The organism is Streptomyces sp. NPDC001750, from assembly GCF_042892615.1.
In the GTDB taxonomy this organism is placed as follows: Bacteria; Actinomycetota; Actinomycetes; order Streptomycetales; family Streptomycetaceae; genus Streptomyces.
Genome location: NZ_JBIAUE010000032.1, coordinates 29239 through 53428 on the forward strand (window position 1 = coordinate 29239; position 24190 = coordinate 53428).

General features: G+C 70.9%; 15 protein-coding genes and 1 tRNA gene. 12 read left to right on the top strand and 4 right to left on the bottom strand.

Going from position 1 to position 24190, the window contains the following annotated elements; translation table 11 throughout:
* Window positions 1-59: 59 nt before the first annotated feature.
* From ACFYY6_RS32705 to ACFYY6_RS32735, 7 genes are all read left to right on the top strand, one after another.
* The gene (locus ACFYY6_RS32705) at window positions 60-1574 is read left to right on the top strand and encodes a methyltransferase (RefSeq protein WP_388651431.1); all 1515 of its coding nucleotides are present in this window, start codon (window positions 60-62) and stop codon (window positions 1572-1574) included.
* 605 nt (window positions 1575-2179) lie between these two features.
* Complete coding sequence (locus tag ACFYY6_RS32710; protein WP_351516907.1) at window positions 2180-2377, top strand: hypothetical protein; 198 nt, start codon at window positions 2180-2182, stop codon at window positions 2375-2377.
* 415 nt (window positions 2378-2792) lie between these two features.
* Complete coding sequence (topA, locus tag ACFYY6_RS32715; protein WP_389196983.1) at window positions 2793-5681, top strand: type I DNA topoisomerase; 2889 nt, start codon at window positions 2793-2795, stop codon at window positions 5679-5681.
* A gap of 433 nt (window positions 5682-6114) precedes the next feature.
* Window positions 6115-9264 (top strand): dTMP kinase, encoded by a 3150-nt coding sequence (gene tmk / locus ACFYY6_RS32720; RefSeq protein WP_389196985.1) that lies wholly within the window; start codon window positions 6115-6117, stop codon window positions 9262-9264.
* 469 nt (window positions 9265-9733) lie between these two features.
* Complete coding sequence (locus ACFYY6_RS32725) at window positions 9734-10939, top strand: DNA polymerase III subunit delta' (protein WP_351516911.1); 1206 nt, start codon at window positions 9734-9736, stop codon at window positions 10937-10939.
* Window positions 10940-11218: 279 nt separating this feature from the next.
* On the top strand, window positions 11219-12745 hold the full coding sequence (locus tag ACFYY6_RS32730; RefSeq protein WP_351630255.1) for an alpha/beta hydrolase: 1527 nt from the start codon (window positions 11219-11221) through the stop codon (window positions 12743-12745).
* 145 nt (window positions 12746-12890) lie between these two features.
* Window positions 12891-12964: transfer RNA gene (locus tag ACFYY6_RS32735), tRNA-Thr, on the top strand.
* A gap of 128 nt (window positions 12965-13092) precedes the next feature.
* Here ACFYY6_RS32735 and ACFYY6_RS32740 read toward each other — a convergent pair.
* Both ACFYY6_RS32740 and ACFYY6_RS32745 read right to left on the bottom strand, forming a co-directional pair.
* Window positions 13093-14664, bottom strand: coding sequence for a tyrosine-type recombinase/integrase (locus ACFYY6_RS32740; protein WP_389196988.1), 1572 nt, complete (start codon window positions 14662-14664; stop codon window positions 13093-13095).
* A complete protein-coding gene (locus ACFYY6_RS32745) occupies window positions 14661-15341 on the bottom strand; it encodes a helix-turn-helix domain-containing protein (RefSeq protein WP_389196990.1) in 681 nt (226 codons plus the stop codon). Before ACFYY6_RS32745 ends, ACFYY6_RS32740 begins: the two co-directional genes overlap by 4 nt.
* 95 nt (window positions 15342-15436) lie before the next feature.
* On the opposite strand from ACFYY6_RS32745, the gene ACFYY6_RS32750 reads away from it, so the two are divergent.
* The 5 genes from ACFYY6_RS32750 to ACFYY6_RS32770 all read left to right on the top strand — a co-directional run bounded on the left by ACFYY6_RS32750 (window position 15437) and on the right by ACFYY6_RS32770 (window position 20956).
* The gene (locus ACFYY6_RS32750; protein WP_358871143.1) at window positions 15437-15667 is read left to right on the top strand and encodes a hypothetical protein; all 231 of its coding nucleotides are present in this window, start codon (window positions 15437-15439) and stop codon (window positions 15665-15667) included.
* 227 nt (window positions 15668-15894) lie between these two features.
* A complete protein-coding gene (locus ACFYY6_RS32755; protein WP_389196992.1) occupies window positions 15895-17178 on the top strand; it encodes a DUF3631 domain-containing protein in 1284 nt (427 codons plus the stop codon).
* A gap of 444 nt (window positions 17179-17622) precedes the next feature.
* A complete protein-coding gene (locus ACFYY6_RS32760; RefSeq protein WP_389196994.1) occupies window positions 17623-18363 on the top strand; it encodes a DUF2637 domain-containing protein in 741 nt (246 codons plus the stop codon).
* A gap of 335 nt (window positions 18364-18698) precedes the next feature.
* Window positions 18699-19244: a MobC family plasmid mobilization relaxosome protein gene (locus ACFYY6_RS32765; RefSeq protein ID WP_389196996.1), complete on the top strand. Its 546-nt coding sequence runs from the start codon at window positions 18699-18701 to the stop codon at window positions 19242-19244.
* Window positions 19241-20956 (top strand): relaxase/mobilization nuclease domain-containing protein, encoded by a 1716-nt coding sequence (locus ACFYY6_RS32770; RefSeq protein ID WP_389196998.1) that lies wholly within the window; start codon window positions 19241-19243, stop codon window positions 20954-20956. The genes ACFYY6_RS32765 and ACFYY6_RS32770 overlap by 4 nt, the downstream gene beginning before the upstream one ends.
* Window positions 20957-21809: 853 nt before the next feature.
* On the opposite strand, the gene ACFYY6_RS32775 is transcribed toward ACFYY6_RS32770, so the two are convergent.
* Together ACFYY6_RS32775 and ACFYY6_RS32780 are read right to left on the bottom strand one after the other, a co-directional pair.
* Window positions 21810-22649 (bottom strand): DUF1932 domain-containing protein, encoded by an 840-nt coding sequence (locus ACFYY6_RS32775; RefSeq protein ID WP_389197000.1) that lies wholly within the window; start codon window positions 22647-22649, stop codon window positions 21810-21812.
* Window positions 22646-24013: a hypothetical protein gene (locus ACFYY6_RS32780; protein ID WP_389197002.1), complete on the bottom strand. Its 1368-nt coding sequence runs from the start codon at window positions 24011-24013 to the stop codon at window positions 22646-22648. The genes ACFYY6_RS32775 and ACFYY6_RS32780 overlap by 4 nt, the downstream gene beginning before the upstream one ends.
* Window positions 24014-24190: the final 177 nt, after the last annotated feature.

Here is a 24190-nt window from a genome sequence, read left to right on the forward strand (position 1 = left end):
GACAGTCCTATGGGTGCCGGGCCGCTGCCGTTGTCGGTGGGAGCGGACACAATGGTCGGGTGAGTACGACCCGCCTTCCCGTGCCCGACCGTTCGCCCCGGCTCCGCGAAGCCCTGCTCGCAGCCGCCTTCACCGCCGACGGGCTCCTCGACCTGCTCGGTGCGCCCGCCTATGCCGCTCTCGCCCGCAGCGAGACGGTTCCGGCGCTGCGGGCCACTCGGGGGGCGTCCCCGCTCGACACTCTGGTGCGGCTCTTCCTGCTCCAGCACCCCGTCCCCCATGAGCGGGCCCGAGCCGCGCTTCCGCTGGCGGAGTGCATAGAGGACGGCTGGGTGGTCCGCGCCGATGACGAGGTGCGGGCTGCGGTCGACGTGCGTCCGTACAGCGGGCCCGAGGGGCAGGACTGGTACATCGTCTCCGACCTGGGCTGCTCGGTCGGCGGCGCGGGCGGCATCGGTTCGCGCGAGGAGGGCGTGGTCCTCGGAGTCGGCGGGGCGTCCACCACCCTCGCCGGAATCACCGTCCGTACGCCGGTCGCCTCCGCGCTCGACATCGGTACGGGCTCCGGCATTCAGGCGCTGCACGCCTCGCAGCACGCCGGCCGGGTGACGGCCACCGATCTCAACCCGCGGGCGCTGGAGTTCACCCGGCTGACGCTGGCCCTGTCCGGCGCACCGGCGGCGGACCTGCGCCTGGGCTCCCTGTACGAGCCGGTCGGCACGGAGAAGTACGACCTGATCGTCTCCAACCCGCCGTTCGTCATCTCGCCCGGCGCCCGTCTCACCTACCGAGACGGCGGCATGGGCGGCGACGACCTGTGCCGGACCCTGGTGCAGCAGACGGGCGACCGGCTCAACGAAGGCGGATACGCCCACTTCCTGGCCAACTGGCAGCACGTGGAGGGCGAGGAGTGGCGAAACCGGCTGAGTTCCTGGGTGCCGTACGGCTGCGACGCCTGGATCGTGCAGCGTGAGGTCCAGGACGTCACGCAGTACGCGGAGCTGTGGCTGCGCGACAGCGGCGACCACCGTACGGACCCCGCCGAGTACGCGGCCCGGTACGACGCCTGGCTGGACGAGTTCGAGGCCCGCAAGACCAGGAGCGTCGGCTTCGGCTGGATCACCCTGCGGAAGTCCGCCGCGGCCGCCGCCGGGAATCCGTCCGTCGTGATCGAGGAATGGCCGCACGCGGTGGAGCAGCCGCTCGGACCGGCCGTGCAGGCCCACTTCGCCCGCCAGGACTACCTCCGCGAGCAGGACGACGCCGCGCTGCTGGCCGGGCGGTTCGCGCTCGCCGCCGAGATCGTGCAGGAGCAGGTCGGCCTGCCCGGCGCGGAGGACCCCGAGCACGTGGTGCTCCGCCAGAACCGCGGTATGCGGCGCGCGACGAAGGTCGATGCCGTCGGCGCGGGCTTCGCGGGCGTGTGCGACGGGACGCTGCCGGCGGGCCGGATCCTGGACGCGATCGCCCAGTTGATGAACGAGGACCCGGTGCTGCTGCGTGACCGCACCCCGCAGGCGATCCGGTTGTTGGTGGAGGAAGGGTTCCTGGAGCCGGTGGGGTCGGCCGACTGACGTCGGCGCCGTGATCCGGAAGGGGCCGTTCTGTTCTGGTTCGAGTCGTTCCGGTTCGGAGCGGTTCCGGGCCGGGGCGTCCTCTGCGCACGGTGAATGTCCTCTTCACCGGTGGTGCCGTTCTTGTCGCCCAGCGGTCCGCCGTCGTGCCTTGTTGTTCCGGTTGCGCCCGGTGGCGGGACCCGTACACCGGGCACCCAAGTCGGACGGGGGTGTCCGGCGCCCGCCGCCGGTTCGGTTCCGGATCGGCCCGGGGAACGGGCCAGTGCCCCCGAGCGGCTTCCGGACCGCCTCCCGGCTTCGGCTCGGCATGGCGTTCCTGAGCGGCTTGGGGACCGGCCGCCACCTCCGATCGGCCACTGGATCGGTTCCGCTTCTCAGGGCCGGGCCCGGCTCGGCGCCCCGTGCCCGAGCCGAGGTCGCGCCCGAACCGGCGTCCGGGGCGCGAGTCGGTGTTTGGGTTCGAGGCGAGGTCCGCCCCGGCCCGGTGGCGGGTGAATCCGGCCATTCACCCAGGGTTCGCGTCCGCGACGCCCGGGGGTGACAGCCTCCACCCGACCGGACGGCACGGCCACGGCCGAACAGCGACAGGGAGGCGGACGGGCATGGAGAGCGGACCAGCGGTTCTCGCCGGAGCGGTGTTTGCGCTGTTCGGCGCCGCGCTGCTGCTGTGGACGGGGGCGCGCGTGATGCACCGCGCGCCGGTGGCGCATGGAGTGAGCCCCCTCGCTTCCGCCGTGCTCGCCACTGTGTTCGGCGTACTTTTTCTCGTTCTCGGTGTGTGGTGCTTCACCCGCATCTGATCCACTTCGCACCGGGACCCACGGGTTCCGCCGGACCGTCGCCACGCATGGCGGACCCCCGGAGGCGTCGCGGATCCCGCCCGACGGGACATGGCGGGGGACATACGGGGCAGGGTGGGGAGGGTGAGGAACACGCCCGGAGGGCCCGTGCCCGGTGGCGGACACCACACGTCGCCGGTGATGGTGCCGCGGCGGTCGGGAACGGCGGGCGGCGGCGGTCGTACGCCCGACGGACCGGGTACTCCGGGCGGCAGGAATGCCGGGAGTCGGGTTACCGTTCGAGTGGCCGTTGCGGGCTTTTGCCGTTTGACACGGGGGCGGGTTGTACCGTCACACTCCGCAGCGACGGCACCGTCGGCGGCGTCATGCCGCTGCCCGGATGCCCACCGAGCGTCGACCGGAGAGAAGAGCGAAGTTGTCCCCGACCAGCGAGACCGCACAGGGCGGCCGCCGACTCGTCATCGTCGAGTCGCCTGCCAAGGCGAAGACGATCAAGGGCTACCTCGGCCCCGGATACGTCGTCGAGGCGAGTGTCGGGCACATCCGCGACCTGCCGAACGGTGCCGCAGAGGTCCCGGAGGAGTACACCGGCGAGGTGCGTCGGCTCGGCGTCGACGTCGAGCACGACTTCCAGCCCGTCTATGTCGTCAACGCGGACAAGAAGGCCCAGGTCAGGAAGCTCAAGCAGCTTCTTGCCGAGTCCGACGAACTCTTCCTCGCCACCGATGAGGACCGCGAGGGCGAAGCCATCGCGTGGCACCTGCAGGAAGTCCTGAAGCCCAAGGTCCCGGTCCACCGGATGGTCTTCCACGAGATCACCAAGGACGCGATCCGGGCCGCCGTCGCCAACCCGCGCGAACTCAACCAGCGCATGGTCGACGCCCAGGAGACCCGCCGCATCCTCGACCGGCTCTACGGCTACGAGGTCTCGCCGGTCCTGTGGAAGAAGGTCATGCCGCGGCTGTCGGCCGGGCGCGTCCAGTCCGTGGCGACCCGTCTCGTCGTCGAGCGGGAGCGCGAGCGCATCGCCTTCCGCTCCGCCGAGTACTGGGACCTGACCGGAACGTTCTCCACCGGAACGGGCGCGAACGGGGCGGGCGCCTCCGACCCGTCGTCCTTCACCGCCCGCCTCAACACGGTCGACGGCCGCCGTGTCGCCCAGGGCCGTGACTTCGGCCCGGACGGCCGGCTGAAGTCCGGCTCCGGCCAGGTGCTGCACCTGGACGAGGCGAATGCCCGCGCGCTGGCCGCCGCGCTCGCCGACAGCGCGTTCGCCGTGCGTTCCGTCGAGTCGAAGCCGTACCGCCGTTCCCCGTACGCCCCCTTCCGCACGACGACCCTCCAGCAGGAGGCGAGCCGGAAGCTGGGCTTCGGCGCCAAGGCCACCATGCAGGTCGCGCAGAAGCTGTACGAGAACGGCTTCATCACGTACATGCGTACCGACTCCACGATCCTCTCGGACACGGCGGTCGCCGCCGCTCGGGCGCAGGTCACGCAGCTGTACGGGGCCGGCTACCTGCCGGACAAGCCGCGCACGTACGCCGGGAAGGTCAAGAACGCGCAGGAGGCGCACGAGGCGATCCGCCCGTCCGGCGACCGCTTCCGCACTCCCGCCGAGACCGGCCTCACCGGTGACCAGTTCCGGCTCTACGAGCTGATCTGGAAGCGGACCGTCGCCTCCCAGATGAAGGACGCGGTCGGCAACTCCGTCACCGTCAGGATCGGCGGCCGGGCGAGCGACGGCCGGGACGCCGAGTTCTCCGCATCCGGCAAGACGATCACCTTCCACGGGTTCATGAAGGCGTACGTCGAGGGTGCCGACGACCCGAACGCCGAGCTCGACGACCGTGAGCGCCGCCTCCCTCAGGTCGCCGAGGGCGATGCGCTGTCCGCCGAGGAGATCTCGGCCGACGGGCACGCCACCAAGCCCCCGGCCCGCTACACCGAGGCCTCGCTGGTCAAGGAGCTCGAAGAGCGCGAGATCGGCCGCCCGTCGACGTACGCCTCGATCATCGGCACGATCCTGGACCGCGGCTACGTCTTCAAGAAGGGCACGGCGCTCGTCCCGTCCTTCCTCTCCTTCGCCGTCGTCAACCTGCTGGAGAAGCACTTCGGCCGGCTCGTCGACTACGACTTCACCGCGAAGATGGAGGACGACCTCGACCGCATTGCGCGGGGCGAGGCCCAGGCGGTGCCGTGGCTGAAGCGTTTCTACTTCGGCGCGGGCGGCGACGACCTGGCGGGCGCGGGCGCGGCCTCCGACGCGGGCAACGGCGACGGCGACCACCTCGGCGGCCTGAAGGAGCTCGTCACCGACCTCGGCGCGATCGACGCCCGGGAGATCTCCTCGTTCCCCGTCGGCAACGGCATCAAGCTGCGGGTCGGCCGCTACGGGCCGTACATCGAGCGCGGTGAGAAGGACGCCGAGGGCCACCAGCGCGCGGACGTGCCGGAGGACCTGGCTCCGGACGAGCTGTCCGTGGAGTACGCGGAGGAGCTGCTGGCCAAGCCGAGCGGCGACTTCGAACTCGGCACGGACCCGATCACCGGGCACCAGATCGTCGCCAAGGCCGGTCGCTACGGCCCGTACGTCACCGAGGTGCTGCCCGAGGGCACCCCGAAGACCGGCAAGAACGCCGTGAAGCCGCGGATCGCCTCCCTCTTCAAGTCCATGTCGCTGGAAACGGTGACGCTGGCCGACGCGCTCCGGCTGATGTCGCTGCCGCGCGTCGTCGGCGAGGACACCGACGGCGTCGAGATCACCGCGCAGAACGGCCGCTACGGCCCGTACCTGAAGAAGGGCACGGACTCGCGTTCGCTCGCCTCCGAGGAGCAGCTCTTCGACATCACCCTCGAAGAGGCCCTCGCGATCTACGCGCAGCCCAAGCAGCGCGGTCGCGCCGCCGCCAAGCCGCCGCTGAAGGAGCTCGGCACGGACCCGGTGAGCGGGGCGCCGGTCGTGGTCAAGGACGGCCGCTTCGGCCCGTATGTGACCGACGGCGAGACCAACGCCACGCTGCGGACCGCCGACAGCGTCGAGACGATCACGCCGGAACGCGGTTACGAGCTGCTCGCCGAGAAGCGTGCCAAGGGGCCCGCGAAGAAGAAGACGGCGAAGAAGGCCCCGGCCAAGAAGACGGCCGCGAAGAAGACGGCGGCCAAGAAGACCACGACCGCGAAGAAGACGGTGGCGACCGCCAAGAAGGCCGCGGCGAAGAAGACCACGGCCACGAAGAAGACGGCGGCGAAGAAGACGGCCGCCGCGAAGGAGACCACGGCGGCGTCGGCCGCCGGGGAGAGCTGACCGGGAACCCGGTACCGGTGGGCTGACCGGGCCTGGATCACCGGTGGGCCGACCGGGGGCCGGGGACGGTACCGGGCCGGGGCCGGGGACCGTGAGCTGTTCGGAGGGGCGTCCCGCTTCAGTGCGGGCCGCCCCGTCCTGTACGGGGGCGGCCCGTCCCGTGCAGGAGGCCGTTCCGTGTGGGAGGCGGCCCGTCCCCGTGCGGAGGGCGGCGCGGTCTTCGTACGGGGGAGCTTCCGGCGGGAGTTTCTCGTACGGGGACGCCGTCGGTCCGGTGAGGTGTGAGGCGTGGGCGGCTGCGGCCGGGGCACCTCCGTAGCACGTGGTCCGTACTCCTGTGGCACGCCCCGGGCTGTCCACATCCCACGCCCTGGTCGTCCACATGTTCGGGCGTGGCCTCCGGGGAGTCGTCCGATCCGGATAGGCTGGGCGGATGACGCGAGCCGAGCAGCCAACGGTCGTGAGCCCCACCTCCGACACACTTGCCGCAGACTCACGCGAGCGCGCCGTACGAGCCCTGTTGCGTATCCCGCCGCTGAAGCGGTTGTGGAGCGCCCAGCTCGTCGGAAGCATCGGCGATGCCCTCGCCCTTCTCGTGCTGGTGCTGATGTCGCTGCAAGCGGCGGTCCAGGAGGGCTCATTCGGAGCCGGATATCGAGGGGCGGCGTTCGCCGTCGCCGCGGTGTTCGGTGCCCGGATTCTCGCCACCCTGATCTTCGGGGCCGTACTCCTCGGTCCGCTGACGACGCTCACCGCGCCGGGCGGACCGCTGGACCGGCGCTGGCTGATGATCGGGACGGACGGGCTGCGGCTCGCGCTGCTGGTCGTCGCACCGCTGTGGATCGACTGGATGCCGGCTCAGGCGCTCATGATGATCCTCATCACCGTCTTCGTCACCGGCGCGGCCGAGCGCCTGTGGACGGTCGCCAAGGAGGGCGCCGCGCCCGCGCTGCTGCCCGCGCCGCCCCCCGAGGGCGCGGCGGTACGTCCCCTTCCCGACCACCTCGACGCCCTGCGGCGACTCTCCCTCCGTACCGACTTCGCCGCCATCCCGGTCGCCGGGGCCGGTCTGCTGGCCGCCACCCTGGTCGGCAACCTGCTGGGCTCGGGCCTGGAGTGGTTCTCGCTCCATCAGGCGGCGCTCGGCTCCTACGTCGCGGCCGGTCTGTTCGCGGCCTCGATCTCCACCCTGTACTTCCTGGAACTGCCCGGTTCCCAGACGCCCCGCCCGCGCTCGCCGCTGGAGGGCCTGCGCCGGCCGTCGGCCGACGGCGGACCCGACCGGGGCCGCACCGGTGCCGTACCGGTGATCATCGGTGCGTCGGCCGCCGTCGCCGGGGCCATCGCCGCCGCCGCTGCCGTCGCCGCCCTGCACGCCGGGGAGCTGGGCGGCGGACCCGTCACGTTCGCCCTGCTGATCCTCGGACTGACCGGTGCCACGGGCGTCGGCATCCGTACCGCCGGGAAGGTGCTGCCCACGCTGTCGCGGCGCCGCCTGCTGGCGCTGGCCGTCGCCGTCACGGGCGTCGCGCTGCTCGCCGTGGGCCTGGTGCCGGACACGGCGACCGTCGTGGGGATCACGGTGCTCGCCGGGTACGCGGCGGGGGTCGCCGCCCGCACCGGCCACGTCCTGATCGACCAGGAGACCGAGGAGTCCCGCCGGGCCAGGATCACGGAGCACCTCCAGGCCGTCGTACGGGTCGTCGTCGGGCTCGGCGCGCTCGTCGGCCCGCTGCTGTCCGCCGCGATCGGCGCGCACCGGCTGGAGTCGGGAGCGTTCGTCTTCGCTCACGGCGGAGCGGCCTTCGCCCTGATGCTGATCGGCGCGCTGCTGCTGCCCGTCGCGGTGATCGTCCTCGCGAAGACGGACGACCGCTCCGGCGTGCCGCTGCGCCGTGACCTGCGCGAGGCGCTGCGTGGCGGCGAACCGGACGTGGCTCCCGCGAAGACCGGGTTCTTCCTGGCCCTGGAGGGCGGCGACGGCGCCGGAAAGTCCACCCAGGTCGAGGCGCTCGCCGAGTGGATCCGCGCCAAGGGCCACGAGGTCGTCGTCACCCGGGAGCCGGGCGCGACCCCGGTCGGCAAGCGGCTGCGCTCGATCCTGCTCGACGTGTCGTCGGCCGGGCTCTCCAACCGGGCCGAGGCGCTGCTGTACGCCGCCGACCGCGCCGAGCACATCGACTCGCTGGTCCGCCCGGCGCTGGAGCGCGGTGCGATCGTCATCTCCGACCGTTACATCGACTCGTCCGTCGCCTACCAGGGCGCGGGCCGTGACCTCTCCCCGACCGAGATCGCCAGGATCTCGCGCTGGGCCACGAGCGGGCTCGTACCGCACCTGACCGTCCTGCTGGACGTCGACCCGAAGACCGCGAGGGAGCGGTTCACCGAGGCGCCCGACCGGCTGGAGTCCGAGCCGCCGGAGTTCCACGCCCGGGTGCGGGCCGGCTTCCTGACGTTGGCCGCGGCCGACCCGACCCGCTACCTGGTGGTGGACGCGGGGCAGGACCCGGAGACGATCAGCACGGTCGTACGCCACCGCCTCGACCAGCTTCTTCCGCTCTCCGAGGCCGAGATCAAGGCCCAGGAGGAGGCACGCAGGAAGGCCGAGGAGGAGGCCAGGCGCAAGGCCGAGGAAGAGGCGGCCCGCAAGGCCGAGGAGGAGCGGCTGGAGCGCGAGCGACAGGAACAGCTCGCCAAGCTCCGGGCCGAGGAGGAGGAACGCAAGCGCCGCGAGCTGGAGGAGGCGCGCAGGCGAGAGGCCGAACGCCAGGCGGAGGAGGCCCGGCAGCGGGCCGAGGAGGCCCGGCGCAAGGCCGAGGAGGAGCGGGCCAAGCGGGAGGCCGAGGAGGCTGCCCGCGAGGCGGAGCAGGAGAGGCTGCGCAAGAGAGCCGCGGAGGAGGCCAGGCAGCGCAAGGAGGCCGAGGAACAGCGTCTGGAGAAGCAGCGGGCCGCCGAGGAGGCCCTGCTGCGCGCCGAGGAGGCCCGGCGCCGGGCCGAGGCGGCCAGGGCCGAGGCGGCCGCGGCGGCGTCCGTGCCGGACAACGAGGTCACGGTGCCGACACCGATCGTCGACCCGAACGACGTGACGCAGCAGGTGCCCTCGCCGACCACGCGTCCCGCGCGCTCCGACGACGAGACGGCGATCCTTCCTCCGGTACGGGACGGACAGCCCCCGGTACGGGACGCGCGGCGTCCTCGTGACACGGGGGGTGCGCGTGACGTGCAGGAGTCGAGGGACGCCTGGGGTGCGCGTGAAGCGCGCTCGGCGGATCCGGCGGACCGGGTTCCGCGGGGCATCTTCCGTGACGAGCGTCCGTCGACGGGCTTCGTTGCTGAGAGCGAGAACGAGCGCACGCGCGAGCTCCCGCAGATCGACGACCCGCACGCGGGTGGCGCAGGGGCGCAGCAGGCGCGGGACCCCCGGGACGGCCAGGAGCACCGCTCCCGGCGCCCGCGCCCCGACTGGGCCGAGGAGACGCCGTTGGACGACCTGCCGACGCTGGCGGACGAGCTGCTGGGCGGCGACCACGGGGACGACGAGGACCCGGGCTCCTCGGGACGGGGACGCCGCCCGCGCCGCTGAGGCGGTGCGGGGTGAGGGACGGGACATCCGTGTGGCCGGCCGAAGGGGCCGGGCCGCGGGGCCGTCGATCTGCCGGCCTGCGGAGCGGATGTCCGGTCCGCCCCCGCCGGCCCGTCGGACCGGTCGGAGTGCGGTCGAGACCGGTCCCGCCCGGTCCTGCCGGGAGTGTCAGACCCGTCCCTCACAATGGAGTCCGGAGATGAGCCGGGACCAGCGGGGCCGGGTTCGGGCGCGGTCGGTCCGGTCGGACGGGGAGCCGACGCGCAACGACATCCCGTCGCGCGGGCCGTGCGGCCGTGCCGCGCGACAACCCGGTGCATGGGACCACGGCACGAGACCACGGCACACGGCACGACGGTGCGCGGGTGCATGACAGCACGGCGTACGGCACGTCAGCACGGCGCACGACAGCGGACAGCACGACAACGTGCGGCCACGAGGTCGCACACCACCGGAAGGGCGGTGACCCATGACCGTATGGGACGACCTGGTCGGGCAGGACCGGGTGCAGGAGCAGCTCGGTGCCGCCGCCCGGGACGCCGATGCGCTGGTCACCGCCCACTCCGCGGGGGAGCCGGTGCCGCCGGGATCGAAGATGACCCACGCCTGGCTGTTCACCGGCCCCCCCGGCTCCGGCCGTTCCACCGCGGCCCGGGCCTTCGCCGCCGCCCTCCAGTGCGTCAGCCCCGACCGGGCCCTGGGCGGCGCGCCCGGGTGCGGCTTCTGCGACGGCTGTCACACCAGCCTCATCGGTACACACGCCGACGTCGAGGTGGTCCGTACGGATCTGCTCTCCATCGGCGTGAAGGAGACCCGCGAGCTGGTCCGACGCGCCCAGCTGTCCCCCGCCGGCGGTCGCTGGCAGGTCATCGTGCTGGAGGACGCGGACCGGCTCACCGAGGGCGCGGGGAACGTCCTGCTGAAGGCCGTGGAGGAACCGGCTCCCCGCACGGTCTGGCTGCTCTGCGCGCCCTCGCTCGAGGACGTGCTTCCCACCATCCGTTCCCGCTGCCGCCACCTCACCCTGCGCACGCCCTCCGTGGACGCGGTGGCCGACGTGCTGATCAGGCGCGACGGCATCGATCCGGAGCGGGCCGCGTCCGCCGCCCGTGCCACCCAGGGTCACATCGGCCGGGCCCGTCGCCTCGCCACGGACGAGCGGGCCCGCTCCCGGCGTGCCGCCGTGCTGAAGGTGCCGCTGCGGATCGAGGAGATCGGGGGCTGTCTCAAGGCTGCCCAGGAGTTGATCGACACCGCCGCGGAGGACGCCAAGCAGGTCTCGGAGGAGGTCGACGCCAAGGAGACGGAAGAACTGAAGGCCGCCCTCGGCGCCGCCGCCGGAGGCCGGATGCCGCGGGGGACGGCGGGCGTGATGAAGGAGCTGGAGGATCGGCAGAAGCGCCGCAAGACCCGTACCCAGCGCGACAGCCTCGATCTCGCGCTCAGCGAGCTGACGGGCTTCTACCGCGATGTGCTGGCTCTGCAGATGGGCTCGCGGATCGCCATCGCCAACGCGGACACCCAGGACGCCCTCGAACGCGTCGCCGGCTCCTCCACCCCCGAGCGGACCCTGCGCCGGATAGAGGCGGTGATCGCGTGCCGGCGGGCGCTGGACCGCAACGTCGCACCGCTGCTCGCGGTGGAGGCGATGACGATGGCGTTGCGCGCGGGCTGACGTACGGCGCCGCCGTGCCGTTTCCCGCTTTCCGTCCCGGATCACCACCGCCGTCACCCATCCCCATCACCACCGGCATCCCATCGCCCCCGGCATCCCATCGCCCCCGGCATCGCCATTGCCGTCGGCAGTGCACCGCCCCAGCACCGCCCCTGCCATGACCACAGGTAGCGCACCGCGCCATCGCCCACGTCACCGTTCGTCACGTTTCGTCACTGATTTTTCACCCGTATGGGCGGTAAAGCGGGCGAGGGGTCGTCCGGCGACTACGCTCCGGGGATGGACACCAGGCGCCCGCTCCGCTTTTTCGCCCTCGCGCTCGGCATTGCCGGCCTCCTCGTCTCCGGTTGCAGTGGCGACGGATCGGCGAACCCGTCCCCGTCCGCACCTGCCGTCCCCGCCGCCCTCCAGCCGTACTACGAGCAGCAGCTGACGTGGCGGGACTGCGGGGTCGAGGGCTTCCAGTGCGCGACGATGAAGGCGCCCCTGGACTACGCGCAGCCGGACGGCGGCGACATCGATCTGGCCGTCTCCCGCGCCAGGGCCACCGGCCCCGGGGAGCGGATCGGCTCGCTCCTGGTGAATCCCGGCGGCCCGGGAGGCTCGGCCGTCGGCTACCTCCAGAATTTCGCGGCCCTCGGCTACCCCGCCCCGGTCCGGGCCCGCTACGACATGGTGGCCGTCGACCCGCGCGGGGTCGCCCGCAGCGAGCCCGTCGAGTGCCTCAGCGGCCCGCAGATGGACTCGTACACCCAGGTCGACCAGACGCCCGACGACGAGGCCGAGGTCGACCGGCTGAGCGCCGCGTACCAGAGTTTCGCGGGCGGCTGCGAGCAGCACTCGGCTCAGGTGCTCCCGCATGTCTCCACCGCCGAGACCGCCCGCGACATGGACATGCTGCGGGCGCTGCTGGGCGACGAGAAGCTGCACTATGTCGGGGCGTCGTACGGCACCTACCTCGGTGCCGCGTACGCCGAACTCTTCCCGGCCCGGGTCGGCCGGATGGTCCTGGACGGCGCGATGGACCCCTCGCTCTCCGCCCTCGACGTGAACCGTGACCAGACGGCGGGTTTCGAGACCGCATTCCAGTCCTTCGCCGCCGACTGCGTGAAGAGGACGGACTGCCCGCTCGGCACGACCTCCACCGCCGACGCGGCCACCCGCCTGAGGGGGCTCTTCGCCGCCCTCGACGCCAAGCCGATCCCCACGGGCGACACCCGCGAGCTCACCGAGTCCCTCGCCACCACCGGGGTGATCGCCGCCATGTACGACGAATCGTCCTGGCCCCAGCTCCGCGACGCGCTCGTGGGCGCCGCGAAGGGCGACGGCTCCGGTCTGCTCGCCCTGTCGGACAGCTACTACGAGCGCGAGCCGAACGGCACGTACGCGAACCTGATGTTCGCCAACGCCGCCGTGAACTGCCTGGACCAGCCGCCCGCCTTCGCCGACGCCCGAGCCGTCACCCGTGCGCTCCCCGACTTCGAGAAGGCGTCGCCGGTCTTCGGCCGGGCCTTCGCGTGGGCCGCCCTGAACTGCGCCTACTGGCCGGTCAGCCCCACGGGCACCCCTCACCGCATCGAGGCCGGGGGTACGGCCCCGATCGTGGTGGTCGGCACCACGCGTGACCCGGCCACCCCGTACAAGTGGGCCGAGTCGCTCGCCGACCAGCTCTCCTCCGGCACGCTTCTCACCTACCGGGGCGACGGCCACACCGCGTACGGCCGCGGCAGCGACTGCATCGACACGGCGATCAACACCTACCTCCTGGACGGCACCCCGCCGGCCGACGGCAAGCGCTGCTCCTGACTACTTGTCCCCTCCGTTCCGCCTCCTTCGCCGCCTTTGGGCCGCTGACCTGCGGAGACGGCTCGGATCCAGGGTGGTACGGAGCACCCCCGGAAACTGTGTAGACTTGGCGACGCCGCTGATCGCACCATAGTGCGACGGGCGTGCCGCCTTAGCTCAGTTGGCCAGAGCAACGCACTCGTAATGCGTAGGTCTCGGGTTCGAATCCCGAAGGCGGCTCAGTCAAACCCCAGGTCACATAGCCCGTGACCTGGGGTTTTCTGTTGCCCGGGGCGTGGCGGGTCATACGGCCGGGTTGCCGTGACGTTGCCTGCGTGAGCGATGCGTGAGCGGAGCGGCCCGACGCCCTACCTCTTGGGCTTCTTGCGCTTGCCCTTCCTCTTGGCCTTCTTGGCGGCCTTACGGGCCTCCTCCACCTCGGTCTTCCGCTGAAGCGGAACCAGCTTCGCGGTGGCCTCGGCAGCGTTCTTGCCGACCTGCGGCAGGACGCTCTGGTAAATATCCCGCGTAATGCGGGTGTCGCTGTGCCCGAGCGTGTCCGACACGATCTTCACGTCGATGCCGGCGGCGAGCATGAGCGTGGCCGCCCCGTGCCGGAGGTCGTGCAGCCGGATCGGCGGAAGCCCGGAGGCGGCGACGAGGCGCTCGAAGAGGTCGGTCACCTTGCCCGGATGGAGCCAGGAGCCGTCTTCCTGGGTGAAGACCATGCCTGTTTTGACCCAGGCTGATCCCCACTCCTCGCGGTCCGCGTCCTGCTGTTCGCGGTGTCGCTTCAGGACGCTGACGGTGTCGTCGTCGAGCGCGACCACGCGGAAGCCGCTGTCCGTCTTGGGCTCGGAGGTCTCGACCTCCCACCCGTCCTGGACGAGCTGGGCGGAGACGGTCAGGGAGTGGTCATCGAGGTCGGTCTCCGACCAGGGCTGCCCGCATGCCTCGCCCCGCCGCAGGCCGCGGAAGGCGATCAGGTGCCACATCGCGTACAGCCGGTCGTCCGCGACGAAGTCGAGGAATGCGCCGGTCTGTTCGGGCGTCCAGACCATCACGGGCGAGGGCTTCTCGCCCGTCTGTTCCCACTTGGCGACCCGCGCGTCCGTCCACACCAGAGCCTTTGGCTTGCGCACGGGGTCGAGTTCGACGTGCGCGGCCGGGTTGAAGGTGAGGATCTGCTGGCCGATCGCGTCGTTCAGCGCGGCCCGCAGGGTGGCCTTGATGCGCAGCCGGGTGGCTGGGCCGGTCACGCGCCGGAACGGGGGCATGGCGTCGATCGCCGTCTTCATCACCTTGCGGCGGGCGCGGTTGTCCGTGCCCTTCCACGGCACGGTGGCCAACTCCTCCAGTGCGGCCCGGCGCTGGGCGTTTTGCTCCAAGATCTCGGCGTTGGCGTCGGCGATGGCGGTGAACATGTCGCTGAGGTGGCTCACGCGCAGGCGGTCGAGGCGGTGGTGGCCGATCCCGGGCTTCAAGTGGAAGCGGATATCGGTCTCGTAGCGGTTGAGCCCCGACTTGCGGATGCGCTTGCCGTCGAGCCATCGGTCGAGCCACTCGCTGACGGTCAGGCGGCCGATCAGGTCCTGACCGGACTTCAGGCGCCGTCGGGTCTCCTCGACATCTGGCAGTGGCGACTTCTCGTCGCCGACCTCCTCCAGCATGGCGGCGATCAACGCCATGCCCTCCGGGTCGTCGGTGTCGACGAGGCCGAGGAGCGCACGGACGTGGTCGAGGCCGGCCTGGGCGGCCTTGAGGGAGTCGTAGCCGGCGCGGCTGAAGGAGCGGCGGGTGCCGTCATCGCGGGGCGGGAGCTCCTGGCGTATGGAGTACGAGCCGTGCTTGCGGCTGGAGAGCTTCGGGCATTTCTTGCCGAGCGGCTTACCGGTGTGAGGGTCGCGGCAGTAGCAGCGGCGGTGGGTGGAACCCTTCAAAGATCATTCTCCTCGGTGGTGTTGCCGACGTTCGGGTCGATGTCGGCGAGTTCTGGTGGCAGGTCCGGTGGCGTGCCGCCGTCTTCGCGGATGAAGGCGCGGGCGCTACGGAGTCGGTACTTGGCTTCCAACACCCTTTCGGCGTAGTCGGCTTGGGCGAGTACGGCTTCCTCGCATTCGGCCTGGTTGGGCGCCGTCTCGGCTTTCCAGCGCTCGTGCTTCTCACCCTTCAGAGCGGCCAGAGCGGCGCGCTGGTGGCTGACGTGGGCGCGGAAGGAGCGGAGCATGTCGTCTTCCATGCCGAAGTCCTCGCTGTCGCCGGTGAACCAGCGCATTGCATCCCACGTCGGGTCGGAGTGCTGCAGGGGAAGGCGTTGGACTCGGTCGACGTAGCCGACGGGGTAGAGCAGGCAGATCGGGTAGGTGTGCAGGGCTTCGGCGAGGACGAGTACATCGACCAGGGGCAGGTTGGCGCGGCGGCCGGACTCCATGTTGGCGATCACGTTGCGCGGGATCGGGTGGCCGATCTCCTCGCAGCGGTCTGCCAGGTCCTGGGCGCTCATGCGTAGCTCCTTCCTTCGCCTGCGGACCTCGGCGGCCACCGTGGCCATCACCTGGTCCGCCCACTCGGGGACGTCGTCCTCGTCATCTCCAGGATCAAAACCGCTTTGTGTCATGCAGACACATTACCTTCCCGATGATGGTTAGTGATCGCCTGGAGCCGGACGTGATGCCGCGTTCGCCGAGGGCTCACTTGTGGACGGAGCACTGCATGCGCAACAAAGAGACCGCCGAGCAGCCCAAGGGCATGACGCGAGAAGAGCTGCTGGCCTTGCCCGCCGCCGTTGACCTGGACACGGGCAACCGGGCGCTGGGGCTGGGCCGGAGCAAGGGCTATGAGCTGGCCAAGCGCGGCCAGTACCCGTGCAAGGTCCTGCGCCTGGGCAAGGCGTACCGCGTCGTGACCGCCGACCTGTTGAACCTGCTCGGCCTGGCCGCATGACCGCGTGTGCCCATAGCAGACGCTTCTGCGCTGAGCTGACACAGAAACGCTGGACTGTGGCCGGACGTAGACGTACTGTCCGTGTTCCCTCGCCCCGGCCAAGGAAGCGAGAAAGCCCCCGGCGCGCCAACGCCGGAGGCTCCGCACACTCCACTGCCCGCATTCCAACGAACGACCTGCGTGAGTCGGGCCTGCATGCCCGATGTCACCGGATAAGGAGCTGCCCTGTGCAACCTACGACACCCGAGCCCTATTCCGCACCCGGCAAAGCAGCATGGCCGACGGTCGCGGTGCCCGGCCGGCCCGGCCACGCGCCCGAAGCCGCCCCGGCGGCCGATGAGCGGGCGCCGGATACGGTTCCGGTGGATCAGCCCGCCGAGGAGGCGGTGCCGGACCCGGAGCCGACGTACGGCTCCGAGCTGCTGAACGAACTGCGTGCCCAGATAGCCCAGTTCGTGATCCTGCCCTCCCAGCAGGCGCTGGACGCGGTCACGCTGTGGGTCGCGGCGACGCATCTGCAGCCCGCGTGGCAGCACGCCCCGCGCCTGGCGGTGGTCGGGCCAGCGAAGCGGTGCGGCAAGTCGCGGCTGCTGGACGTGCTCACCGAGACGGTCCACGAGCCGATGCTCACCATCAACACCACCCCGGCTGCGGTCTTTCGATCCATCACGGACGAACCGCCCACCCTGCTGGTGGACGAGGCCGACACCATCTTCGGCACGCCGAAGCAGGCGGAGAAGAACGAGGAGATGCGCGGCCTGCTCAACGCCGGCCACCAGCGCAACCGCTACGTCACCCGCGTCGTCGGCAACGACCACACGCCCCACCGGTTCGCCACCTTCGCCATGGCCGCGCTCGCGGGAATCGGCGACCTCCCCGACACGATCATGGACCGGTCCGTGGTCATCCGCATGCGCCGCCGGGCCGAGGGCGAGAGCGTCAAGCCCTTCCGCTCCCGCCGCGACACCCCAGCCCTCCACGACCTGCGCGACCGCATCGCCGCATGGGCCCGCCCGCTGCTCGACGAGGCCGCCGACATGGAACCGGCGATGCCGGTGGAGGACCGCGCCGCCGACACATGGGAGCCCTTGGTGATCGTCGCCGACCTCACCGCCGGACCCTGGCCTCGCCTCGCCCGTACAGCGTGCGCGCAGATGGTCACCGACGAGGCGCAGGCCGAGGAGGACCATCCCAGCTCAGCGCGGATCCTGGCCGACATCCGCCGGGTTTTCGTCGCCCAGCGCGAGGTCGACAGCCTCTGCACGGACGAGCTCCTCCATCACCTGCGCCAGGATCCGGAAAGTCCCTGGGCGGAGTGGGGGCGCAGCGGGCTGAGCCCGCGTGATCTGGCCGGGATGCTGGGCGGCTTCGGAATCAAGTCCGGCAACGTCCGCCTCGCCGATGGAACCCAGCGCAAGGGCTACACGCGCAACAAGTTCCTCGATGCATGGCGCCGCTACTGCCCGACCGTCCACCCGGTCGACGCCGAGCCTGCCCGCAGCGAGGGCTGAGACCCTGCCCCCGGTTGCCGTCCTTGCCGGCCCTGCCGTAACCCCGCAGGTCAAACGGCATACGGGCAGGACGGCAGCCGGGGCCAAGACGGCAACACGATCATGACCGCCGTGATGCCCACCGGGACGTTGCACGCATTCCTCTTGTGCCGTCCCGGGCGTCCCGGCCGTATCACCGCAGGTCACAGCACATGCGGCCGGGACGGCAAGACGGAACCGATCCGTCCACGGCCACCGGACCGCAGCACCCGCCGCCCGTGCGTTCCTCAGGACGCGCCGGCGCCGTCGGGACGGAACACCGCCCCCCTGCCGTACCGGCTCTGACCTGCGCTTGCAACGGCCAAGACGGCAAAGACGGACCACGCCACCACCCCAGGAGAACCCCGCTTGACCACCCTCTCCACACCCACCCACCGGGACCATCGCCCTGGCGAAGGACGGCCGATGACGACCAATCAAGCTGCCGAGCGGTACGCGCTCATCGCGGCTGGAATCGTCATCGTGGCGCTCACCGCCAGCGGGTTCTGGCTGTCGTATGCACACCTCGCCGAGGTCGCCGGACAGCACGGCCTCAAGAACTCCCCGGTCCGCCAGTGGGCCTGGCCCGCGACCCTGGACGCGTTCATCGTCGCGGGCGAACTGCTCATGCTCCGCGCGGGCCTGCGCCGGGTCACCGACTGGTGGGCCATCGCCCTCACAGCCACCGGATCAGTCGGCTCCATCGCGCTCAACGTGGCCGGGGTCAGCGGCACGGGCAATGCCGGCACCGTGCCCCTGCTCGACTACGTGGTCCGGGCGGTTCCCCCGACGGCCGCACTGCTGGCCTTCGGCGTCCTGATGCGGCAGATCCACCAGCTGGTCGAGCAACCCGCCGACCACTCGGACCCCGCGCCCGTCCAGCCCACTGAGCCTCCGGCCGCCGGATCCGTCCAGCCGACGGAACCACCGCCCGAGGTTTCGGAGAGCACGCCGCGCGGTGGCCGTCCGCCAAAGGCCACGCTCGCAGAGCTCGTGGAGATCGGCCGGATTGCCCTCGCTGAGCACGGCACACTCAGCCGGTCTCTTCTCCGGAAGGCTGTCAAGGACAGGGACTTGACGATCGGCAGTGAGCGGCAGACCGAGGTGATGGAGATCCTCCGGCCCGAAATTGAAGCCACCGCCGAGATCGGTCCGGACAGCGGCTGACCGGAATCCCTGCGGGGTGACCGGAACCCCTTCCGGTCACCCCGGCCGACGCCCCACTCACCGCCCGCTTGTCCACACCCGTGGATGGCGCGCTGACCACCAGCACTCAGCCAGCCCTTGCCGCCGACACGCCTGCCTCGCCCCCTTCTGGAGAACCGCCCGTGACGCACGCCCCGTACCGCCCCGACCACACTCCCGACGAGCCGCCGCCTCAGGCGAAGTCCCCTACGCTGATGGGGCGTTTGCGGCAGGCGTTCGGACAGGCTGCCCTTGGCGGAGCCAGTAGTACCCCGAGTCCGACTCAAGGCCGGTCTTCGGGGATCTCCGCCCCGGGGGTGGCGGAGACGGCCCAGCGCCAGGGGGCGCCGGGCGAGGAGGCCGGAGCCGAGGGTTGCCCCGACCCGGACACGCTCCACGCCGTACAGCACGAGATTCTGCGCCCCGTCCGTGCCACCGAACCTCCTGTGCACACCGTCCAGCCGACCATCCGCCGATTCACCGGAGACAAGCGCACGGAGCGTATCGGCCCTCTGCGCTTCACCACCGGTCAGCTCGCTCGGCTTGAGGAGGCCACCGCCGAGCACGGCTACAAGGGCGAGGGCGGCTTCGCCGCCGATGTCGTCGTCGCCTTCATCACCGGCCGGTTCACCGCCAACCTGCCGCTGTCCGAAGACCGCCGCCGCACCCACATGTTCCGCGCCCAGGTACTGCGTGAACTCAACCGGATCGGTGTCAACGTCAACCAGATCGCCCGCGCCCTGAACAGCGATCTCACCCCGCCCGACGTACGTGACCGTCTCGACGAGCTGCACCACCTGCTGAACCTGATCGCCGAGGCCCTGCGCGAACCGACCGAATCCGGGAAGGAGCAGGCCGCGTGATAGCCTCCATCAAACCGGCCGGAGCCAACACCCGTGGCCTGCTCGCCTACCTCTACGGACCCGGCCGCCACGACGAGCACCTGGACCCGCGCATCGTCGCGGGCTTCGCGATGCTCGGTATGCCCGACCCCGGACGGAACCCGGACGCCACGCTCACCCAGCTCGCCCACCACCTGGACGAGCCGGTGCATCTCCGGAACAGCGAGTTCGGGAAGAAGATCACCGATCACGTCTGGCACTGCCCAGTCCGCGCAGCCCCCGAGGACAGGCACCTTTCCGATGCCGAGTGGGCCGACATCGCCCAGCGCATCGTCGAGGCCGCAGGCATCGCCCCTCCCGGCGACGACCTCGGCTGCCGGTGGATTGCCGTACGCCACGCGGATGACCACATCCACATCCTCGCCACAACCGTTCGCGAGGACGGGCGCCGCCCCAAACTCCACGTCAGCGGTATCCGCGTCGGCGACGCCTGCCGCCAGATCGAGACCGACTACGGCCTGCGCCAACTGAAGAAGGGCGACCGCACCGCCGGAAAGCGCCCCACGCAGGCAGAGATGCACAAGGCCGAACGCCTCGGCTGGGACCAGACCAGCCGCGACTGGCTCCAGGACCGCATCCGCGCCGCCATCCCCCACGCCAGCAACGCGGAAGAACTCCTCGCCTACCTAGAAGCCGACGGCATCCCGATCAAACCCCGCCGCGGACCGTCCGGAGACCTCCTCGGCTACGCCGCCGGACGCCCTGGAGACCTCAACAAGGACGGCGAACAGATCTTCCACCCCGGCGGAAAGATTGCCCCCGACCTCACCCTCCCCAAGCTCAAAGCCCGCCTCGACACCACCGCGCCGGAGGAGCACCCCACCGCCCGCCGCGATCGCCGCACCACCCCCTGGCACCACGCCACCGACGCCGTCGACACCCTCCACGCCAGCATGGCCGACGACACCCACGCCCAGGCCCACATCACCGCGCTGGGCGAACTCATCGAAGCCACCGCCCAGAAAACCCCCATCCAGCTTCGGTCTGAACTGCGAGCGGCCTCAAGGGCATTCACCCGCGCCCAGCGCTCCCAGATCCGCGCCGAGAACCAGGCCGCCCACACCCTGCGCCGCGCGGCCCGTGACATTGCCCATACCGCCGCTGGCCCCGACGGCAGCGCCTTCGCCGCCTTCCTCGCCGCCCTCGTCTGGGCCACGATCGTCGCCGCCCGCTGGCACGAGGCACAGAATCACGCCCACCAGGCCGAAGCTGCCCGCCAGGCCCTGCGCCACCTCCAGACAGCCGCCGACCACGCCCTCGTCCCGGTCATCGACAGCCTTGCCGCTCGTCAGTCGAGCGACCAGGCCCGCCGAACCCTGGCCCATGACGTCCGGGCCGCCGTCCCCGACCATGCCGACCGCATCCTCGCCGACCCCGCATGGCCGGCCCTCGCCACCGTTCTTGCCGATGCTGAAGCCGGCGGTCACAAGCCCCACCAGCTCCTCAAGGAAGCCGCCGCTCAGCGCGAACTCACGAGCGCCCGGCAGCCCGCCCGCGTCTTGATCACCCGCATCCAGCACACCAGCCGCAACCCCGCACCCAACCCGCGCGCTGAAGCAGCCCGCCTCCGCACGACCATGGCCAGGGCACAGGCGCCGAGCCGTCTGTCGTACACCGCACAGCCGGAGGCCGTCACCGCTTCCAACGATCAGAACCACCGGCACCGCAGGTGATCGCTGTTCGTGAAGGCGCCGGGGTCCGCATGCTGTGGGAGCTGGGTCCTGCCGGACGCCACCACAGGGGATCTTGGTATGCGTGCTGAACCTGCGTTGGCATGAACTCGCGCCCGGCAAGGTTCATTGGCACGCACTCAAGGTTCGGTGTCGCCGTGTGCTGCCCAGCCAGACCCGATGCGACTACCGACCCAGTTCTCGACGCCAGAACCGCATTCGTCGGCCCGTCCGTCTCCAAGCCTCATGACCCGGCGCGCGAGCTACCCGGCGTGCACCCGCCTTGACTTCCCACAGAGGACCACAAGGATCTTCGGCCCAGCGAACAATCAGCTCGAAGACGTATGCACCATCCTGCTCCGGCAGGAGCTCCGGCAAGTCCCAGCCCCTCCACCGGTCGCCCCAGGGGATTCGCCACTCCTGTCCCATCGGTCCAAGCGGCTTGCTGCGATGCAGATGCGCGATCTCTTGGCGGGGACCGTCCGATGTCCGCCCGTACAGGAGTACCTGGACATCGAAAACGGGGGCCGTCGAGTGGTTCCACACCTCTGATGCGTGCAACGTCGCGTGTGGCCCATCAGCACAAGTTGTGTGCGGGTACGGCTCGGGACATGTCGCGGAGATCAGATGGCGCTGCTTCCGCGCCTGCTGCCAGTCTTTCGCCACGGTTACGGCTGGTGCTGCTACAGCCCGGGCAGTGGCAGCCTCCCACGACATCACTGACTCCTGAGCACAACGATGCAAATCCTCATGCTGTGTGAACGAGTGAGATCGCAATTAGATGCGTTGAGATGTCCGGGGCTGCGAGGACAACCTGGCAGCAGTGCACGGACTTCGGCGGGCTGCAGTTCGCTGATCAGAGGCCCTGGTTTCGCAGGTGGGCCAGTATCTCCTCCACCGGTAGGTCGTACTGGTCCTTGTCCCGTTCCCAGTAGGCCATCACCTTGGCCGTTGCGTCAGCCAGATCAGTCGGCAAGTCGGCAGCGCTGAGGGTGTCCGCGATCTCGCTCATCTCCGGTGCCCAGCGCCAGGCACGAGCAGCCACGCTCGGTAGGTACTCGGGGTCCGACAGGATCGCGGAGACCATGACCTCGGCCTCGGCTGTGAGCTGGTCGCCGACACCGTGGGCGTCGGCCAGGGCGTGGGCGACGCCGGCGAGGGTGCGGGCGGCCTTCTGGTAGCTGGCGAAGGCCATCTTCAGGGCGGAGGCTGCGCCGGTGGCGTTGCCCGTCCGGCGAACGTGCAGGGCAGTGCCGGCGAACAGCGGTTCCACCTGGTCGACGGCGGGGCTGTCCCCGGCGAGGTAGAGGCGGGCCGCGCGCCCGTCGCCCGGCGGGGGACCGAAGATCGCGCCGTCGACGACTGCGGAGCCCGGGTGAATCTTCTCGGCGATGCGCTGCATGCGCTGGGGACTGATGGCGTTGGCGTCGACGTACACCCCGCAGAAGTTGTGCGCGGCCACGGTCGCCGCCACGTCCTCCGCCGCCTGGGGCGGGCAGATGGAGAGGACGACCGCACTCCGGGACAGTGCCTCCGGGAGAGAGCCGCAGACCGTGGCTCCGGCCTTCTTCGCACGGCTGTGGGTGGCTTCGCTGCGGCCCTCGGGTACCCACAGCACCTCGTGGCCGGCGGTGACAGCCTGGGCAGCTACGGCGGCGCCCATGGATCCGGGGTGCAAGAGGGTCACAGTGGTCACGGGCTGCCTCCTGGCGGGAGCTCGGCAATGGTGCGTTCCTGGTGAGCAATGATCGACTCCCGCATACCGACCGCGACAGGGGATCCGGCTCCCGGGTGCAGGGCGAGCTGACGGCTGAAGTGGCCGACGCGGCGGTCGACGCTCTCCGTGCGGCGCCGGGCGCTGATGGCGAGGACCTCCTGGATCTGGTCGGCGGCACCGTCGAGGTCGCCGCGGCCGAGGCGGGCCATGGCGAGGTCCATACGGGCCAGGGACATCTCACCGAGCCGTCGGCGCTCGGGCGGTGCGGCCTCGAACATCTCCACGGACTCGTCGGCGCGGGCCTCGGCGTCGCTGAGGTGCCGGGGGCCAGCGAGCCAGAGGTGGGTGCTGCTGGCGTAGAAGAGCTGCTTCTCCAGGGGAAAGGCCATCATGCCGCCGTGCAGCTCGTCGGCATCGGTGAGCCGCTCGCGCAGCCGGTCGGCGGCGGAGAGGGCGCCGAGAGCGTCGTCCGCCCTGCCCAGCTGGCCGTAAGCGCGGGCTTTGATGCTCTCTAGCCGAATGTGAGCCGTTCCGGATTCGGGGGTGAAGCCGGTGCCGGACTCGGCAAGGCGTATGGCGTCGGCCGGACGGCCGTCCCAGTACGAGATGAGTGCCTGGAGCCCGCGTACCCAGGCGCACAGACCGTTGTAACCGGCCAGTTCACCGAAGAGGAAGGCCGTGCGGGCCTGGGTCTCGGCCGCGTCGTAACGGCCCAGGTCGAAGCTGGCGTTGGCCAGCACGCCGCACAGGACGCCCGCGCCGACGTACAGGTCGCGGGTGTACTTCGGCGGCTGGCGGCCTTCGAGGAGTTCGAAGGCGCGGTCGCGCAGGGCCCGCACCTCGTGAAACAAAGGTTCCACGGGCCGGTTGGGGTACGAGTCGACGATGCGGCGGATGTCGGCTTCCATCTGTTCCAGCGTGTGCGGTCCCACGTTGCTGCTTTCTGCCTGGGCCGCGAACCGTGCCGACTCGTTGGCCGCCACGGTGACCACGTCCTCAAGGCCGTACTCGGACGATTCCATTGAACTGCCCCGGCTCGCCGCGGACCGTGGGGTCTCGGGCTGTGGCCCGGACGGTGCGGGGCCGAGGAGGCGGGTGGCCGGGATGCCGGGGAACATGAACTCCAGGACCCGGCGCGCGACGGTCTGCGGAGTGCGGACCTCGCCGTGCGCGTACCGGAAGAATTGCCGCTTCTCGATCGTCGCGGTCGCGATCGAGGGCGGACCCTCCAGCTCGGCCAACTGCCGGGCCGCCTGTTCGTAGCGCCTCTTGAAGACCTGGTGGTCCTGCCAGCCGCGCTGGTTGATCAGGGTCTGGAAGAGCGTCTTTTCTGTTGCGTGCACGGCGTCTCCCTAATGTCGGCGCCCGCTTCGCCACCCACGCTAGACATCAATCAGTGGCCGATGAAGCCAAGTTCACCGGAAATCGCTGCCGTGCGGCGATTAGACATCGGTTGGGCACGAAAGGGCTGCGTCAGACATCGCCAAGGGTCTCGTTCAGGCACGGGGAACGGAGAACAC